The 16986-nt window shown below is 38.8% G+C and carries 15 protein-coding genes; 6 read left to right on the forward strand and 9 right to left on the reverse strand.

Annotation, left to right across the window (positions count from 1 at the left end; genetic code table 11):
• Positions 1 to 85: 85 nt before the first annotated feature.
• Entirely contained in the window at positions 86 to 1822 is a 1737-nt protein-coding gene (locus AC0IWE_RS12535; protein ID WP_471793323.1) for a thiamine pyrophosphate-dependent enzyme, read from the reverse strand.
• A gap of 542 nt (positions 1823 to 2364) precedes the next feature.
• Between AC0IWE_RS12535 and AC0IWE_RS12540 the strand changes: the two genes are divergently transcribed.
• The gene (locus AC0IWE_RS12540; RefSeq protein ID WP_471793324.1) at positions 2365 to 2685 is read left to right on the forward strand and encodes a hypothetical protein; all 321 of its coding nucleotides are present in this window, start codon (positions 2365 to 2367) and stop codon (positions 2683 to 2685) included.
• 68 nt (positions 2686 to 2753) lie between these two features.
• On the opposite strand, the gene AC0IWE_RS12545 is transcribed toward AC0IWE_RS12540, so the two are convergent.
• The 8 genes from AC0IWE_RS12545 to AC0IWE_RS12580 all read right to left on the reverse strand — a co-directional run bounded on the left by AC0IWE_RS12545 (position 2754) and on the right by AC0IWE_RS12580 (position 12484).
• Entirely contained in the window at positions 2754 to 3272 is a 519-nt protein-coding gene (locus AC0IWE_RS12545; protein ID WP_471793325.1) for a DsbA family protein, read from the reverse strand.
• Positions 3273 to 3274: 2 nt separating this feature from the next.
• Positions 3275 to 3595, reverse strand: coding sequence for a redoxin domain-containing protein (locus AC0IWE_RS12550; RefSeq protein ID WP_471793326.1), 321 nt, complete (start codon positions 3593 to 3595; stop codon positions 3275 to 3277).
• Positions 3582 to 3737: a redoxin domain-containing protein gene (locus AC0IWE_RS12555; RefSeq protein ID WP_471793327.1), complete on the reverse strand. Its 156-nt coding sequence runs from the start codon at positions 3735 to 3737 to the stop codon at positions 3582 to 3584. The genes AC0IWE_RS12550 and AC0IWE_RS12555 overlap by 14 nt, the downstream gene beginning before the upstream one ends.
• A gap of 70 nt (positions 3738 to 3807) precedes the next feature.
• Complete coding sequence (locus AC0IWE_RS12560) at positions 3808 to 4725, reverse strand: DUF58 domain-containing protein (protein WP_471793328.1); 918 nt, start codon at positions 4723 to 4725, stop codon at positions 3808 to 3810.
• A 628-nt stretch (positions 4726 to 5353) separates the two neighbouring features.
• Entirely contained in the window at positions 5354 to 6571 is a 1218-nt protein-coding gene (locus AC0IWE_RS12565; RefSeq protein WP_471793329.1) for a PQQ-dependent sugar dehydrogenase, read from the reverse strand.
• Positions 6572 to 6698: 127 nt separating this feature from the next.
• Positions 6699 to 7019, reverse strand: a complete 321-nt coding sequence (gene trxA / locus AC0IWE_RS12570) for a thioredoxin (RefSeq protein WP_029275428.1) — start codon at positions 7017 to 7019, stop codon at positions 6699 to 6701.
• 154 nt (positions 7020 to 7173) lie between these two features.
• Positions 7174 to 11607, reverse strand: a complete 4434-nt coding sequence (gene dnaE / locus AC0IWE_RS12575; RefSeq protein WP_471793330.1) for a DNA polymerase III subunit alpha — start codon at positions 11605 to 11607, stop codon at positions 7174 to 7176.
• 427 nt (positions 11608 to 12034) lie between these two features.
• Positions 12035 to 12484 (reverse strand): lipocalin family protein, encoded by a 450-nt coding sequence (locus AC0IWE_RS12580; protein WP_471793331.1) that lies wholly within the window; start codon positions 12482 to 12484, stop codon positions 12035 to 12037.
• Between the two features lie 614 nt (positions 12485 to 13098).
• On the opposite strand from AC0IWE_RS12580, the gene mdh reads away from it, so the two are divergent.
• The 5 genes from mdh (at position 13099) to AC0IWE_RS12605 (ending at position 16958) form a co-directional block, all read left to right on the forward strand.
• Complete coding sequence (gene mdh, locus AC0IWE_RS12585; RefSeq protein ID WP_055914785.1) at positions 13099 to 14037, forward strand: malate dehydrogenase; 939 nt, start codon at positions 13099 to 13101, stop codon at positions 14035 to 14037.
• Between the two features lie 144 nt (positions 14038 to 14181).
• Positions 14182 to 14607, forward strand: coding sequence for an aspartyl protease family protein (locus tag AC0IWE_RS12590; RefSeq protein ID WP_463493135.1), 426 nt, complete (start codon positions 14182 to 14184; stop codon positions 14605 to 14607).
• Between the two features lie 5 nt (positions 14608 to 14612).
• Positions 14613 to 15008, forward strand: coding sequence for a group III truncated hemoglobin (locus tag AC0IWE_RS12595; protein ID WP_471793332.1), 396 nt, complete (start codon positions 14613 to 14615; stop codon positions 15006 to 15008).
• Between the two features lie 64 nt (positions 15009 to 15072).
• Positions 15073 to 15606 (forward strand): SRPBCC family protein, encoded by a 534-nt coding sequence (locus tag AC0IWE_RS12600; RefSeq protein ID WP_055914794.1) that lies wholly within the window; start codon positions 15073 to 15075, stop codon positions 15604 to 15606.
• Positions 15607 to 16280: 674 nt separating this feature from the next.
• Entirely contained in the window at positions 16281 to 16958 is a 678-nt protein-coding gene (locus AC0IWE_RS12605) for a response regulator transcription factor (RefSeq protein WP_055914798.1), read from the forward strand.
• Positions 16959 to 16986: the final 28 nt, after the last annotated feature.

A 16986-nucleotide genomic window follows, 5' to 3' on the forward strand; every position in this document is an offset into this window, starting at 1 on the left:
CTTAATGCTTATGAAACATTAACATGCATTAAGATTCCCAATCAACCCGATAGCTATAGGGTGGGAATGACGAAACTTCTCTAAACTACAACACTTCCCCCAAATGTTTATAATTTGATTTTATCGTATCCAAAACTTCGCTCATTTTTCCGCCAAGCATCAACTTTGCCATCGATTCTGTCATCCCTTTAACCTGCGCCCATTCTATTTTTGGTGGCATTGCCAAAGCATTGGGATTAGTCATAATATTTAACAAAACTGGTCCATCTTCAATTAGCGCATGACTAATCGCGGTTTCAACTTCTTCAGGCTTAGAAACCGTAATTCCTTTAAAGCCCATGGCCTGCGCAACCAATGCAAAATCCGGATTGATCATATCGGTTTCGTTATCAGGCAATCCATCAACTTCCATTTCTAATTTCACCATTCCTAAAGCCCTGTTGTTAAATACAATCAGTTTTATAGGAAGATTATATTGTTTAATGGTAGCCAGATCGCCCAAAAGCATCGATAAACCACCATCACCACAAAGTGCTATAACCTGTTTTTCCGGATGCGCCAAAGCAGCGCCAATTGCCATAGGCATGGCATTTGCCATTGAACCGTGGTTAAAAGAACCTAACATTTTGCGTTCGCCGGTTCCATCAATAAAGCGTGCACCCCAAACACAGCACATACCGGTATCTACGGTAAAAATGGCATCCCGAGCAGCCAATCGGTTTAGGGTTTCGGCTACAAATTCGGGTTGAATTTTATTTTCTTCTCCCCTATCTTTAACATAAACCTGTTGTCTTTCTATTACTTTCTGATAAAACTCAAGCTGAGCTTTAAGGAAACTTTCATCCTCTTTTTCTTCCACAAGCGGCATTAATGCGCTAACAGAATCACTTATATTTCCACATAAACCCATGGTAAGCTTTGCTCTTCTTCCCAATCGTTCAGGTTTTTCGTCAATTTGCACAATCTTGTTCTTTTCGGGCATAAAGTTAACATAAGGAAAATCGGTTCCTAAAAGCAATACAACATCTGCTTCGTGCATGGCATGGTAACCCGATGGCTGACCTAAAAGCCCCGTCATTCCAACTTCATAAGGATTATCGTATTGAATGCTCATTTTACCACGGAATGAAAATCCTACAGGTGCCTTTAGTTTAGCTGCCAATGCTATAACTTCATCATGGGCTTCGGCGGCTCCTATTCCGCAATAAAGCATAATTTTCTTTTCACTATTTAACAGTTCTGCCAGGGTATTCAGCTCCATATCGGATGGACGGATTACCGGTTTATTATTAAACAGTTGCATAGCGGTTATACTTTCTACAGCATCCATTTGGGCTACATCGCCGGGCAAACCGAAAACGGCAACACCTTTTTTATGAATGGCATGTTGCACAGCGGTTTGAAACATTCTAGGTGCCTGTGCAGCAGTTGTGGCTACCTGGTTATAGTAACTGCAGTCATCAAATAATTTTATAGTATTGGTTTCCTGAAAAAAGTCCATCCCAAATTCACTGGTTGGGATAGTGGATGCAATGGCAATTACAGGAACATGCGAACGGTGGGCATCGTAAAGGCCGTTAATTAAATGAACGTGGCCCGGGCCGCAGCTTCCGGCGCAGCAAGCAATGCCATCTAGTTCAGCTTCTGCTGCTGCTGCAAATGCACCTGCTTCTTCATTACGGACGTGGATCCATTTAATTTTACCGTTTCTTTTTACTGCATCATTAAAATAATTTAAACTGTCTCCAGTAACGGCATAAACTCTTTTTACGCCAACTTCAACCAGCATTTCAACCAGTTGTTCTGCCACATTTTTACTCATGAAGATATTTTTTAATCAGGGATTGTTTAAGATAACATATAAAGAGATTAAGCACCAATATTGTTTTTATTATACCTACAAAATAAGCCAAACTGACTCAACAAAGACTTTTTATCCTAAGTTGTAACATAAGTATCGCATTAGGGAATGGATAAAGTTTTCTTCACTAAAACTTCATAAATGAAGTGCACCTTTGAAATAACAAAACACGAAGCGATTTCAATTTTGTTAAATTCTAAAAACTCATAATTAGTTTTTTAGTTTTCCGGTTACCCTTATCTGATACCTCATGTATTGCAAAATACATGAGGTTTTTTTATGGAAAATGAGGCTCCATGAAGGACATGATCATGCGATAGGTTTAATTTTAAAAAAAAGCTATAACTTTCGTTAATCACAACTACTCAGATTATGCTTACTAAAGGATTTGGAATATTATTAATTATCTGTTTTGGAGCTTTTGAAATGCAATTTCAAAATATGAGCAAAGGGTAAGACATGAAAAAATTACGGCAGCTCAAAAACCTGAACCCTCAAAATCAATGTTAAACGATACCACTTACAGGCGAAAACCTGTTTATGTGAAAGAGATCAAATATATACGCAACAGCGATTTGGGTACATTTGCTAAAATCACAATTAAAAACACCACCAAACAAGTTATCACTGATATTTCTTTCTACCTGGATGGTTCTGTGGCTAAGGGCTGTAATAAAAAATATCATATTAAACAGCAGATTAACCTTAAACCAAATGAAAACTTAATCATTACCCAGCGTTTAGTAAAGGATGATTGTGAGGTTCATGTAATCAGAGACCTTCGTATCAAATACACTTTAAATATTAACTTTACGCTCGACTAAAATCGGCTTACTCATAAATCAATAAGCCCGTATATAGGAAGGTTTATTGCCATTATGCATTTTATCTCCTACCCGGCACTTTCGTTCAGCATCTGGTAAAGATCTGTTGCTCCACCATCAAACTTAGTTCCGTTTACATAAAATGAGGGCGTACCATTTACACCGCTTCGTACACCGCTGTCAAAATCATCTTCTATTTTCGTTTTAATTTCAGCAGAAGCACTGTCTTGCTGAAACTGCTCCAAATCCAGTCCAATTGTTTCGGCCAGTTCATCAAATAAATCAGCAGTTAACCGGTATTGGTTTTCGTAAAGTGCATCATGCATCTCCCAAAATTTACCTTGTAAGCCAGCTGCTTCGGCTGCTATTGCGGCAGGGAAAGCCAACTCATGTGCATTGGCCAAAGGAAAATGCCTGAAGATGAATTTAATCTGATGTCCGAAAGTTTCTTCAATCTCTTTTATAATCGGGTAGGCATCGCCACAATACGGGCATTGATAATCGCCAAATTCCACAATGGTGATGCTTGCAGAATCATCACCTTTAATGTGATCCTGGTTACTTACTTCAGGTTTTAATGTGCTCATAATTATTTTTTGCTTAATTCTTCCAATGCATCCAAAATGCCATCGGCACCGGGGTTAACCGCTATCGGAGATAAATAACTCCATGCAATTTTACCTTCCTTATCAATTACAAACAGTGCACGTTTACTTTCGCCAAGTTCATCGTCGTAAGCGCCATAAGCTTTAGAAACTGCTCCTTTTGGTTCAAAATCGGCCAAAAGTGGAAAATGTAACTTTCTATTCTCTTCAAAAGCAAGGTGACACCATACGCTATCTACAGAGATACCAAAAATCTGCGCATCGTGCTTATCAAAATATTTTAACATTTCGTTATATAATGCCATCTGGTCGCTGCACACCGGAGCTCCAGTCGGCAGGATAAAAAGCCAGGATTACATTTTTACCTTTAAAATCTTTAAGTTTTATTTTTTGATCGGGTGTAGCATTCAATTCGAAATCTGGTGCTGTAGCGCCTTTTTCTAACATATCAGGGAGTTTTTAATTTGAATTGTTATAAGTTTAACATTGCTGGCCTCGGGGTTGTTTTGTAAAAAAGTTAACCTAATTTCTGCCGCTTAATTAAGTAAGATTGTAGAATGGGATAATAACCTTCATGTATATCGGCATCGATCAAATCGATTTTATACTGGGCGCATTTCAAGGCAATCTGCTGGCGGTAATCAGTAACCGCAGCCATGTAATTGTCTTTAACCTGGTTGGTGTGCACTTTAATGGTATCGCCGGTTTCCATATCAATAAACTGGTAAGGTCGGTTTTCAAAATTGAAATCAACCTCTTTTGATTTATCTACCACATTAAAAACCACAACTTCGTGTTTATTAAATTTTAAATGTTGCAGCGCATCAAAAAACTGATCCGTTTTATCGGTACTAATTTGCGTATTAAAAAGATCACTAAAAATAATAACCAGCGAGCGTTTATGAATCAGTTCGGCAACCTGGTGCAGGGCTTCGCTTAAGTTGGTTTGTGCATTTATGCTCGGTTTCTGCAGCAGCTCCTCCAACTGGGTAAATAAATATTTCTGGTGTACAGTGGTCGATTTTGCTGGCGAATTTAAAAGGATTTCTTCCGTAAACAAGCTTAAACCAAATGCATCTCGTTGTTTTTTAAGCAGGTACATTAATGATGCCGAAGCCTGTATAGCAAAAGTAAGTTTGTTATTTTTTGGCTCGGGAAAATACATCGAAGAAGAAACATCGATTACAAACTGGCAACGGAGATTGGTTTCCTCCTCAAAACGTTTGCTATACAATTTATCGGTTTTAGCATATAATTTCCAATCAATGTTTTTAACATTATCACCATTATTGTATTGGCGGTGCTCAGCAAACTCTACCGAAAAACCATGGAAAGGGCTTTTATGCAAGCCTGTAATAAAACCTTCTACTACTTGCTGGGCAAGCAGTTCTAAATTACCATAACTTGTTTCGTTTTCGTAGTTTACAGCCTGCATATGGTAAAGCTAATAAAAGATTTATAAATAATCTGCTCAGGTATTAAAAACCTAATTAAAGCGTAAAACAGGAAACGGCAAACTGGTAATTGGTAGTTGTTAATTTTTAACTGCGAAATGGCTATTGGGAATTGCAAACCGAAAACTATCAACTGAAACTGATAATTGTTAACTGCAAAACGATAAGTATAAACTGAAAACTGTCAACTGAAAACTGAAAACTGATAAGTATAACTGCAAACTAATAACTGAAAACTGCAAACTAATAACTGAAAACTGATAAGGGCGTTCCCCAAGCTGCGCAAGGGGGCGGGCTTTACAGGGCTCCGCTTCGCTCCGGTACCGATGAAATATCGGCACTGAACCCTTACAATCCCTAACGCAAAACCCACCGCATTACAAGGTAAGCGATAATTCTAATTTCAAAGTCTGTGTGTCCACAAACTTTTAACATTAAATCAATCACTGCATCTTAAAACGAGTTGTTATTAATTGTAAACGGAAAATGGCCCAAAAAACCCCGATAAAAAAAAATGAGCCCTCCTTTGCAAAAAAAGTAAAGTGATTTAAAACAAAAATCCCGAACTCAATAAATGAATTCGGGATTAATATTTAATAAATTATATTATTATTTCTTCGCTATTCTATACAAATGACCGTTATCGGTAACCGAATAAAGTGAACCATCTTTACCCTCTACCATATCGCGGAAACGTTCGCCTTTGCCTTCCAGTAATCTTTCTTCTCCAACTATCTTATCGTCTTTAATTACCAAGCGGATAATGTGCGAACCACCTAAACCACCCACAAATAAATTCCCTTTCCATTCAGCAATTTTAGTGCTGTTGTAAAAAGCAATGCAACCCGGTGAGATACTTGGATTCCAGTAATAAACTGGTTGTTCCATGCCTTCTTTCTGCTGAATTCCATCACCAACTTTTTTTCCGCTATACTCAGTTCCATAGGTGATGATCGGCCAGCCATAGTTTTTGCCTGGTTTAATGATATTTACTTCATCGCCACCCTTTGGTCCAAATTCAGCCTCCCATAAGTCGCCTGTTAACGGGTTTATGGACAAGCCATCAGGATTACGGAGTCCGTAAGCATAAATTTCTGGTTTTGCATCTCCTTTTCCTGCAAACGGACCGTTTGGAACCGCTTTACCATCAGTGGTAAGGTGAAGGATTTTCCCTAATGAAGAATTTAAATACTGCGCCTGGATTCTGATATCGTTTCCTGAACGCTCACCGGTACTTACAAATAAATTGCCGTTTTTATCAAAAACAATCCTCGAGCCATATTGAAGTTTACCGCCATAAGCAGGGCCGGCACGGTAAATAATGGTTTGGTTTTCTACCGTAGTTTCATTAGCAGCCAGTTTACCTTTGGCAATGGCCAATAAAGAACCTTTTTCCTGTGGCTCTGAAAAAGCCCAGTAAATTATTCTGTTTTTTGCAAAATTAGGGTCTAAGGTTACATCCAATAATCCTCCTTGCCCAGATGGATCTACTTTTGGTAAGCCGGTTATCTTTTTGCTTAATTTACCATCAGGCGTAAGAATAACCATGGTACCTTGCTTTTGTGTAATTAAAAAACCACCATTCGGAAGCACTGATATGGCCCATGGGTTCTCTAACTTTTCGTTGATAACCGAAATATCCAAAGGGGTTTTGGTTTTTACACCTGCAATTCGGGTTTGCCCAGCAAAGGCGGGTTTATAATCAGCCGATGGTTCGTTGGTTTCAACAGGGTTTTGTGCAGCTACATGTGCAATATTTGCACTGTTTAAAGCCAAACCCGCCAATAAAATACCTAAAGTTTTATTGCTAAATAAGTTAATAGACATGGTTGTTAGTTTTTTATTAAAGAAACAAAATTATGTTTGCAATAAAAAACCCAAATTCATCAAATGAACCTGGGTTTTAAATATGTTACAAGCCTTTGGGCTTTGGTATTTCTGCTTTAAGCTTAAACTAAGCCAGTTGCTTGTTTAATTTTTCTGCCAATACTGATTTTGGAACAGCACCAACTTGTTTATCTACAACCTGACCATCTTTAAAGTATAATAAAGCCGGAATGTTACGGATACCAAACTGCATTGAAATTTGAGGGTTGTTATCAACGTTTACTTTTCCAACTACCGCTTTACCATCATATTCTTTAGCGATTTCTTCTACTACTGGACCAACCATGCGACAAGGGCCACACCATTCTGCCCAAAAATCTACTAATACGGGTTTATCTGATTTTAATACAAGCTCCTCGAAGTTTGCATCTGTGATTTCTAATGCCATAATTATTTTTTTTATGTTCAAATATATGTATTCAATTGTAATGCCAACACATTTGCAATGTCAATTTGACATTATTCTGAGGTAGAGGCAGGAAGCGATGTCCGTGGGGCGGTTAGCGTTTACAAGCTAAACGCATATCGCTAAGCGCCAAACGTTAGTTTAACTTGTAATTTACAACATTCAATCCGAGCAATTGTTCCAAAAACTTATTGTTAGGGTTTATCTTTAGGTTTTTTGAAGGCAAATCGAGCATGATTTCTTTTTCACGGTCAAAAATTGCGAAGTTAAGATGGCAGTTCTGCTGCTCGGAGTTTGCCTTATTGTCTGCTAATATAGCTTCAATTTCGCGCATCAGTTGATCGTTAACCCGCTCAATCGGCACCTGTATCGTTAAACTTTTAGCCAGTTTATCCCTCAGTTCAGACATAAGGTTTATCGCTGTTATTTTAAACTCCCAATCGCCTGCTTTACCGAAACGCTCTCCTACCCTCCCTCTGATCTGTAAAAAGTACCCCTCTGTTAAAAAAGATTTAAACTTTAAAAAGTCTTCTCCGAAAAGGGCCATTTCGCTGGCATCATCATAATCTTCGAACACGAAAGTACCAAAGGGTTTACCTGTTTTGGTAATCCGTTGTGATGCCGTAACCACTAAACCTCCTACACAGAGCTCGCGGTTTTTCAGTTTCTCAAATTCAGCTAAAACTTCTTCATTGTTATCGCCCATGCGCACTTTGTTGATGATACTCAGCTGCCTTACGCCATGTGTACAGAATTTATCAAGTTCAAGTTTATAATTATCCAACGGGTGGCCGGAAAGGAAAATTCCGATGGCATCTTTTTCATACTTCAACCTGTCCATTAAAGCCCATTCTGGCGAAACCGGCAAACTTGGTTCTAAAATTAAATCAGCTTTAGATCCACCGAACAATGATGCCTGCGAAGTGCTTTCGTTATTCTGAAAATCGTTGGCATATTTAATAATCTTTTCAATACCATTCATTTTATCATTGGGGCCGATATAGAAATATTGTGCCCTATGCCCTCCAAATGCATCAAATGCGCCACTATATACAAAACTCTCGTATGCTTTTTTATTTACAATACGGGTGTTAGAACGTTTTGCAAAATCATAAACGTTGCTGTATGGACCATTGCTCAATCTTTCCTCTATAATACTTTCTACCGCTTTTTCGCCCACACCTTTTACTGCCGACATACCAAAACGGACTTCACCTTTGGCATTAACCGAAAATTTAAGGTCAGATTCGTTAACATCAGGCCCCAATACGGTAACACTCATCTGGCGGCACTCTTCCATAAAGAAAGCCACCTGTTTAATATCGCTCATGTTGTTCGATAGTACCGCAGCCATATACTCGGCAGGGTAATGCGCTTTTAGATAGGCTGTTTGATAGGCAATCCAAGCATAACAGGTGGAGTGCGATTTATTGAAAGCATAGGATGCAAATGCTTCCCAATCTTTCCATATTTTTTCTAAAGTTGTGGCATCATGACCTTTTTCGGCCGCTTGTTTCACAAACTTTGGTTTCATTTTATCCAGTACATCTTTTTGCTTTTTACCCATTGCCTTACGCAGTACGTCGGCCTCACCTTTGGTAAAGCCTGCCAGTTTCTGCGATAAAAGCATCACCTGCTCCTGGTAAACGGTAATTCCGTAGGTTTCTTTTAAATATTCTTCACAGGCATCCAAATCGTACTTAATTTCTTCTTCACCATTTTTACGGCGAACGAAACTCGGAATGTACTCCATTGGTCCTGGGCGATATAACGCATTCATCGCAATTAAATCGTCGAAAACTGTTGGCTTCAGTTCTTTCATGTATTTCTGCATCCCCGGACTCTCATACTGGAAGATACCGATTGTTTCGCCACGCTGAAAGAGTTCGTATGTTAGTACATCATCAATCGGAAAATTATCAGGATCAAGATCGATACCGAACCGTTTTTTAACCAGTTTTACGGTATCTTTTATCAGCGTAAGGGTTTTTAAACCCAAAAAGTCCATTTTTAATAAACCCGCGCTCTCTACAACGGAGTTGTCAAACTGGGTAACATATAAATCAGAATCCTTTGCGGTAGATACGGGCACGAAATTGGTAATATCACTTGGCGTAATAATTACCCCGCAGGCATGAATTCCTGTATTCCTTAACGATCCCTCTAAAATCTGCGCCTGTTGGATGGTTTCGGCACTTAAATCTTTTAAACCGCCTAAGTTTTTCAACTCCACCACCCGTTCGTATTCATCCGGGCGAAGCGATTCTTTCAGCGTTTTGTCATCCAGGTTGAAGATTTTTGCGAGCTTCATGTTCGGAATCAGCTTTGCAATTTTATCGGCTTCGAAAAGTGGCAGATCCAATACCCGTGCGGTATCGCGGATAGAAGATTTGGCCGCCATTGTACCATATGTGATGATTTGCGCAACCTGACTGGAACCGTATTTATTAATTACATATTCCATCACACGGCCACGGCCCTCATCATCAAAATCGATATCAATATCGGGCATGGATACACGATCCGGATTTAAGAAACGCTCAAAAAGGAGATCGTACTTAATCGGATCGATATTGGTAATCCACAAACAATAGGCAACCACCGAACCGGCTGCAGAACCCCGGCCAGGACCTACAGAAACATCCCTGCGGCGTGCCTCGGCAATAAAATCTTGTACAATTAAAAAGTAACCCGGATAACCCGTTTTTTCAATGGTTTGTAATTCGAAGTCTAAACGTTCGGTAACTTCAGGTGTTAAAACGCCATAACGTTTCTTTGCTCCTTCGTAAGTGAGGTGGCGCAAAAACTTATTCTCACCGCGCTTTCCGCCATCGGCTTCATCTTCTTCTACCAAAAATTCTTCAGGAATGTCGAATTTAGGTAAGAGTACTTCTCGGGCAAGTTTATAAATTTCTATTTTATCTACAATCTCTTGAATATTTACAATCGCCTCTGGTAAATCGGCAAAAAGTGCTTTCATTTCATCACCAGATTTGAAATAGTATTCCTGATTGGGCAGGCCATAACGGTAACCCCGGCCGCGACCAATTGGTGTAGCCTGTTTTTCGCCGTCTTTTACACAAAGCAAAATATCGTGCGCATTCGCATCTTTTTTGTTAATGTAATAGGTATTGTTGGTAGCCACCAGTTTAACGGCATGTTTGCGTGCCAGGGCTATTAATGATTCGTTTACACGGTTTTCATCTTCCTGATTGTGGCGCATTACCTCCACATAGAAATCATCACCAAACATGTTTTTCCACCAAATTAAAGCTTCTTCGGCCTGGGTTTCGCCCATGTTTAAGATTTTGTTCGAAATCTCACCAGAAAGGTTACCCGATAATACTATAATGTCATCTTTATATTGCTCAATTATCTGCCTATCAATACGGGGCACATAATAAAAACCCTTGGTATAGGCAATAGATGACATTTTAGCCAAATTGTGATAGCCTTTTTTATTTTTCGCCAACAACACCATCTGGTAACCATTGTCTTTAGCGGTTCTGTCAAGATGGTTATTACAAACAAAAAACTCAACTCCAACAATTGGGGTCATTACCACCTCTGTAGGTCGTTCGCCAGCTTCAATTGCGGCGGCATTTTTTGCTTCTGCGGCTTTATTATGGTTTAAAACCTGGTTTACAAAATGGAATGCACCCATCATATTCGCATGATCTGTCATCGCAACGGCAGGCATTTTCTGTGCTGCTGTAGCTTTAATCAAATCGGGGATGCTAATGGTACTTTGCAATACCGAAAACTGGGTATGGTTATGTAAGTGCACAAAAGTTGCGGCGGCAAGTTCCTGTTTATTCCCGGCAAGTTCTTGTTTGGAAATTCCTCCGCCTTCAGCTTTTTGTAAACGCTTACGAATTTCATCCGAAGCAGCTTTTAAATTAATGTGTTTTAAACCAACACCCTCAATAGTAGCTGGATTTACCTCTCTAAAACGGGGAAAGTATGCTACATCAACCTGTAATTCTTCTTTCTTAAAAACTTCTCTTTTTACCAGCTCCAAAAAACAACGCGTGGTTGCTTCCACATCGGCGGTAGCGTTGTGTGCCTCGTTAAAAGGAACACCGAACAAATAAGAATGCAGCTCGGTTAAGGTTGGCAATTTAAATTTACCGCCTCTACCTCCGGGCAATTGCAACAACTGCGCGGTAACTTCGGTACAGGTATCTAAAACCGGCATTTCTGCCAAGCGGTTAGCAACACCAAAACGGTGAAATTCGCAGCCCATAATGTTTACATCAAAGCCAACATTCTGACCTACAATAAACTTGGCCTTATTTAAAACTTCATTAAACTTAGCCAGCATTTCATCAAAACCAATACCTTGTTCGGCAGCAAGTTCAGTAGAAATACCGTGAATCCGCTCTGCATCATAGGGAATGTTAAATCCCTCTGGTTTAACGAGATAATCCTGATGTTCAACCAATCTTCCCATCTCATCGTGCAATTGCCAGGCAATCTGTATACAACGCGGCCAGTTATCCGTATCGGTAATGGGTGCATTGTAATTGCGGGGCAAACCCGTGGTTTCAGTATCAAAAATTAAGTACATAGTGTGCGGTAAAGAATTAACCGTTTCAGAATAATAACGGTTCTTCAAAAATAAGGAATTTGAGGGTTGAAGTTGTCAGGATTTTATCAACAAAATGTGACGAACAAACCTCGCAGGTTTTTGAAACCTGCGAGGTTTAAAAAGGATGTGTACAAACTTCAACTAATACTTATTTAAGAGCAGATAAAGTTTTGTTACGCTAAGTTTAATAGTCCTCTTTTGTAACGAGGATTATTGAAGTACGCATTTGTAATGCGAAAATAATTGCTTAAAGAGCGATAAAATCGCTTTTCTCGTACATCCTCGTTACAAACGAGGACGAGAAATTTTATTTTAACAAGTACATCGACAAGCAAAAGGATTAAAAACTTATATTTTCGAGACTTGAATAAGCGCAATCTTAAATATGCCGCTACATTATGGCAATTTAATGCTCCTGGCTCACCAGTTCGCTAACCTCATACCCTTTCAGTCTGCATCTTTCGATGATATGTACCAACAAATCGGCTTCCATTTTAGGCTCTCTGGCCATAATAAACAGGTATTTTTCATCTGGGTGACCTACCACAACATAACTATAATCGTCGGCCAGTTCGATAATCCAGTAACCAATTTTAAATGGCCATAAAAACTGGGCTTTCATATCGCCATCGGGTTTTTCTGTATCAAAAAACAGTTTCGAAGTGATCGATTTTTCTTCAGGCTTTCCCTCCTTATGGTAAGTAGTATACACATCGAAATGATCATCATCAGCCAAAGTATAGGTTTCGGTAGTTTGCTTCCAATGTTTATCCATTAAAGTAGGGATTGAGTATAAAGAATACCATTTACCTTCAAAGGCTTTATAATCGATTTCTGAAATGGGCTTGTTTTCCATGGATTTAGTTTATTGAATAACTTCAATTACGGAATAAGGTTTTAATTAAATTGCTATTTCGGCACCTATCTGTTTTATTAAATGATTTAGCCACTGAAACACGGAAAATTTTATCTCCAGCCTTCCAGCATCGATTTCTTTCCTTCCAGTATCGATTTCTTCCTTACCAGTATCAATTGCACCCTTGCTGAATCTATTGCAAACGCTTCACTATCGACTTCGTAAGTTTCAGCATCGTTTGCGTATGCTTCAGTATCAATTGCGTAAGCTTCAGTATCGATTGCGTATGCTTCAGTATCAATTGCGTAAGCTTCAGTATCGATTGCGTAAGCTTCAGTGTCGATTGTGTAAGTTTCAGCATCGTTTGCGTAAGCTTCAGTATCAATTGCGTAAGTTTCAGCATCGTTTGCGTAAGCTTCAGTATCAATTGCAAACGCTTCAGTATCGATTTCGTAAGTTTCAGCATCGATTGCCTTGGATACAATCTTAATTGATGCATTAACAAAGCCTCAAATTGCCTGACGATAAAGTTTTCAGAAAAGGATTTTTAAACCTTATATTTATTTCTACCTTCGATTAATATTTAACGATAGCAAACCATTAAAATAAAATATATGAAAGTAACGGTTGTTGGCGCAGGCGCAGTTGGTGCCACTTGTGCAGATAATATTGCCCGCAAAGAATTGGCAAACGAGCTTGTTCTGTTAGATATTAAAGAGGGCTTTGCCGAAGGTAAAGCCATCGACATGATGCAAACCGCAACCTTATTGGGTTTCGACACAAAAATTACCGGTGTTACCGGCGATTACAGCAAAACAGCTGGATCTGATGTTGTTGTAATCACTTCTGGCTTGCCACGCAAACCTGGAATGACCAGGGAAGAGCTGATTGGCATTAATGCCGGCATTGTAAAAGGCGTTGCCGAAAATATTTTAAAATTCTCCCCGGAAGCCATTTTCATCGTAATCAGTAACCCGATGGATACCATGACTTACCTCGCCCTAAAATCGCTCGGATTACCTAAAAACCGCTTGATCGGCATGGGTGGAACACTTGATAGCTCGCGCTTTAAATTCTATTTATCTCAGGCTTTAAATTGCAATCCCAATGATTTACAGGGTTTCGTAATCGGTGGGCATGGCGATACCACTATGATTCCTTTAACCCGTTTGGCTACTTACCAAAGTTTACCCGTAAGTAATTTATTAGATAAAGAAACACTTGATAAAGTTGCATCCGATACCATGGTTGGTGGTGCTACGCTAACCGGATTAATCGGTACCTCTGCCTGGTATGCACCGGGTGCCGCAGGTGCCGCATTGGTTGAAGCCATTTTACGCGACGAGAAAAAACTGTTTACCTGTTGCGTTTCGCTCGAAGGAGAATACGGCCAGGAAGATATCTGTCTCGGTGTACCTGTAATTATTGGCCGTAACGGTTGGGAAAAAATTATCGATTTTAAATTAACCGATGATGAACAGGCAGCCTTTAATAAAAGTGCTGATGCCGTAAGAAACATGAATAGCGTACTGGTAGAAATGAAACTGGTTTAATACGGTTTACTTTTCGCCACGGAAACGCAGAAGCACGGAATAGATTGTTATCCGTGTGTTCCGTGCTTCCGTGGCTATTTTTTTTTGCACTTAAATACTTGTCACCCTAAGTATAAAAGAAAGGGCATAGACATAAACAAAATAATGAAATCAATTTCAATTCCCTTAAAGCTTATAAATTTACAAGATGATGGTTACCACCTTTTACTGGAAGTTATCGTTTTTAAAGAAAAACATTTTGCTGTTCTAGATACCGGTGCATCAAGAAGCGTATTCGATAAATCATTAATCGAAAAACATCTCTCCGAAACATTACAGGTATCAGATGAGATTAATGCTGCAACTCTTTTTACCACCACAACCACCATTCAGGCTACCATCCCCGAACTAAAAATCGGTTCTTTAAAGATCAAAAACTACGAAACAGTTGCTTTCGATCTCCAATCGGTTAGCGAAACTTACCAGCAATTTGGCCACCCCCCTATTATAAGCATTATCGGTGGAGATATTTTAATGCAGTATAAAGCCGTTATAAATTATGATAAAATGATTTTAAGACTTTATAAATAAAGGCAATGAAAAAGGACATCAACGACAGGAATGATATTATTCTTTTAGTGGATACTTTTTACCAGAATGTTTCGCTTAACAAGGCTATAGGCCCAATATTTACCGATGTTGCTAAAGTAAACTGGGAACATCACCTGCCTAAAATGTACGATTTTTGGGAAAGTATTCTTTTCGGTATGGCAACTTACAAAGGCAACCCCATGCTTACCCATTTTGCACTGAACGAAAAAACACCCTTGCAAACCGAGGCATTCGACACCTGGAAAAACCTCTTTTATAAAACCGTAGATGATTTATTTACCGGCCCGAATGCTGAGTTGATTAAACAAAAAGCACAATCTATTGCCGATTTAATGCATTATAAGATTAATTCGGCCCCACAGAAAATCAGAATTGTTTAAAGCAGTTTTTCTTTGATTTACAATGCTTTATTATTAAATTTAGTTAACCAAACTAAATTGAATCATGAAATTTCTCAAAATCTTATTAGCGATTATCGTCGTACTGGCAATAATTATCATTGGAGGCAGTTTCCTCTTACCAAAAAGTTATATTGTGAGCAGATCTACGGTGATCAATGCTGCTGATAGTGTGATTTACAAAAACATCGCAGATTACAATGAATTTTACAAATGGAATGTATGGTCTAAAATGGATCCACAAGCAAAAGTAACCATTACAGGCACTATTGCAACCCCTGGTCACCTTTACCAGTGGAACGGAGAAAAAAGTGGCAACGGACAAATGAAAATCAATAAAGTTGATGTCAATAAAATGGTAGATATGGAATTGAAATTCATTAAACCAATGGAAAGTGTAGCCGATACCCGATTCGATATCACAAAAGAAACCAATGGAAATAAAGTAATCTGGACCATGAGTGGGGAAAGCAAAGGAATAATAAATAAATGGTTTGGCTTATTTATGGACAAAATGATCGGCAAAGATTTTGAAGACGGATTAAAATCACTAAAAGAAAAATCAGAAAAAGGGGTTTAATTGTTTTGTAATTTAAGGTAGCGCGTAGAGATTGCTACGGTAACACGGAGACATGAAATAAATTTATTAAATACCGTCGCCATTCCTAATATCGTCGTCATTTCGACCGCATTGGAGAAATCTTTGAAAATCGTCCTTTTTAGTCGTACCGTCATTTCGACCACAGTGGAGAAATCTTTGAAAACCGTGCTTTTTTGTCGCGTCGTCATTTCGACCGCAGTGGAGAAATCTTTGAAATTACATCTTAACATCATGTTCCGAAAAATCACTCCAATCCCTTGCATTCCATTCGAAAAAACAATAAAAGAAATAGTCCTTCCCCACAGTATCGTCATTGCGAGAAGGCTTTTTCAGCCGACGAAGCAATCTTTCTAACCCTTGCGTTTAATAGAGAATTAAGAGGATTGCTACGGAGGCACGGAAAAATGAAATAAATTTATTAAATACCGTGGTCATTCTAATACCGTCGTCATTTCGACCGCAGTGGAGAAATCTTTGAAATTGAATTATATAACTTGTCCGAAAAATCACCCCAATCCCTTGCATTCCACAGGAGAAGGTCAATACCCCTATTCCAAACAATTGTGTCGGCTTTGCGTTAAAAAACCATTAAATATCAACTTACCGCAATTAAGATTTTGTAATTCCCTATTTTTTAGATTACTTGCTAACAAATGAATTTATTACTTGTAGAAGACGAACCAAGTGTTGTATCTGTAATTTCGAGGGGACTAACCGAAGAGGGTTTTACAGTAAGTATTGCTCCCGATGGCGCTATTGGAAAACAGATGGCCTTAGATAATCAGTTCGACCTGATTATCCTCGATATTATGCTGCCTGGAATAAATGGACTAGAATTGTGCAAAATTATTAAAGAAAAAAAACCAAATACCCCCGTTATTATGCTTACCGCTTTAGGCACCACCGAAAATGTGGTAAATGGTTTGGATAATGGTGCGGATGATTACCTGATCAAACCTTTTAAATTTGCCGAGCTTTTTGCACGGATCAGGATGTTATTGAGGAGGTACCATGGCGCAGTTTCACAAGATCAGATTATCACCATAGCCGATCTGCAGATTAACTTAAGTGCGAAAACAGTTAAACGGGATCAACAGGAGATTGTACTCACTGCAACCGAATACCGCCTGCTGGAGTATATGTCGAAAAATAAATCCAAAATTTTATCTAGAATAGATATCTTAGAAAACGTATGGGATATCGATTTTAACCTCGGCACCAATGTAGTTGATGTGTATGTAAACTATCTCCGCAAAAAAATAGATAAAAATTCCGATCAAAAACTCATCCATACAGCGGTAGGTTTGGGATATATATTAAAAGAAAAATAAATGGAGATAGCCAAGAAAATCACTTTAC

The sequence above is a fragment of the Pedobacter sp. AC402 genome, from assembly GCF_979252805.1.

Coding starts and splice junctions, on each gene's coding strand:
- AC0IWE_RS12535 (WP_471793323.1), bottom strand. CDS start 1,822: ATGAGTAAAAATGTGGCAGAACAACTGGTTGAAATGCTGGTTGAAGTT.
- AC0IWE_RS12540 (WP_471793324.1), top strand. CDS start 2,365: ATGTTAAACGATACCACTTACAGGCGAAAACCTGTTTATGTGAAAGAG.
- AC0IWE_RS12545 (WP_471793325.1), bottom strand. CDS start 3,272: ATGAGCACATTAAAACCTGAAGTAAGTAACCAGGATCACATTAAAGGT.
- AC0IWE_RS12550 (WP_471793326.1), bottom strand. CDS start 3,595: ATGGCATTATATAACGAAATGTTAAAATATTTTGATAAGCACGATGCG.
- AC0IWE_RS12555 (WP_471793327.1), bottom strand. CDS start 3,737: ATGTTAGAAAAAGGCGCTACAGCACCAGATTTCGAATTGAATGCTACA.
- AC0IWE_RS12560 (WP_471793328.1), bottom strand. CDS start 4,725: ATGCAGGCTGTAAACTACGAAAACGAAACAAGTTATGGTAATTTAGAA.
- AC0IWE_RS12565 (WP_471793329.1), bottom strand. CDS start 6,571: ATGTCTATTAACTTATTTAGCAATAAAACTTTAGGTATTTTATTGGCG.
- trxA (WP_029275428.1), bottom strand. CDS start 7,019: ATGGCATTAGAAATCACAGATGCAAACTTCGAGGAGCTTGTATTAAAA.
- dnaE (WP_471793330.1), bottom strand. CDS start 11,607: ATGTACTTAATTTTTGATACTGAAACCACGGGTTTGCCCCGCAATTAC.
- AC0IWE_RS12580 (WP_471793331.1), bottom strand. CDS start 12,484: ATGGAAAACAAGCCCATTTCAGAAATCGATTATAAAGCCTTTGAAGGT.
- mdh (WP_055914785.1), top strand. CDS start 13,099: ATGAAAGTAACGGTTGTTGGCGCAGGCGCAGTTGGTGCCACTTGTGCA.
- AC0IWE_RS12590 (WP_463493135.1), top strand. CDS start 14,182: ATGAAATCAATTTCAATTCCCTTAAAGCTTATAAATTTACAAGATGAT.
- AC0IWE_RS12595 (WP_471793332.1), top strand. CDS start 14,613: ATGAAAAAGGACATCAACGACAGGAATGATATTATTCTTTTAGTGGAT.
- AC0IWE_RS12600 (WP_055914794.1), top strand. CDS start 15,073: ATGAAATTTCTCAAAATCTTATTAGCGATTATCGTCGTACTGGCAATA.
- AC0IWE_RS12605 (WP_055914798.1), top strand. CDS start 16,281: ATGAATTTATTACTTGTAGAAGACGAACCAAGTGTTGTATCTGTAATT.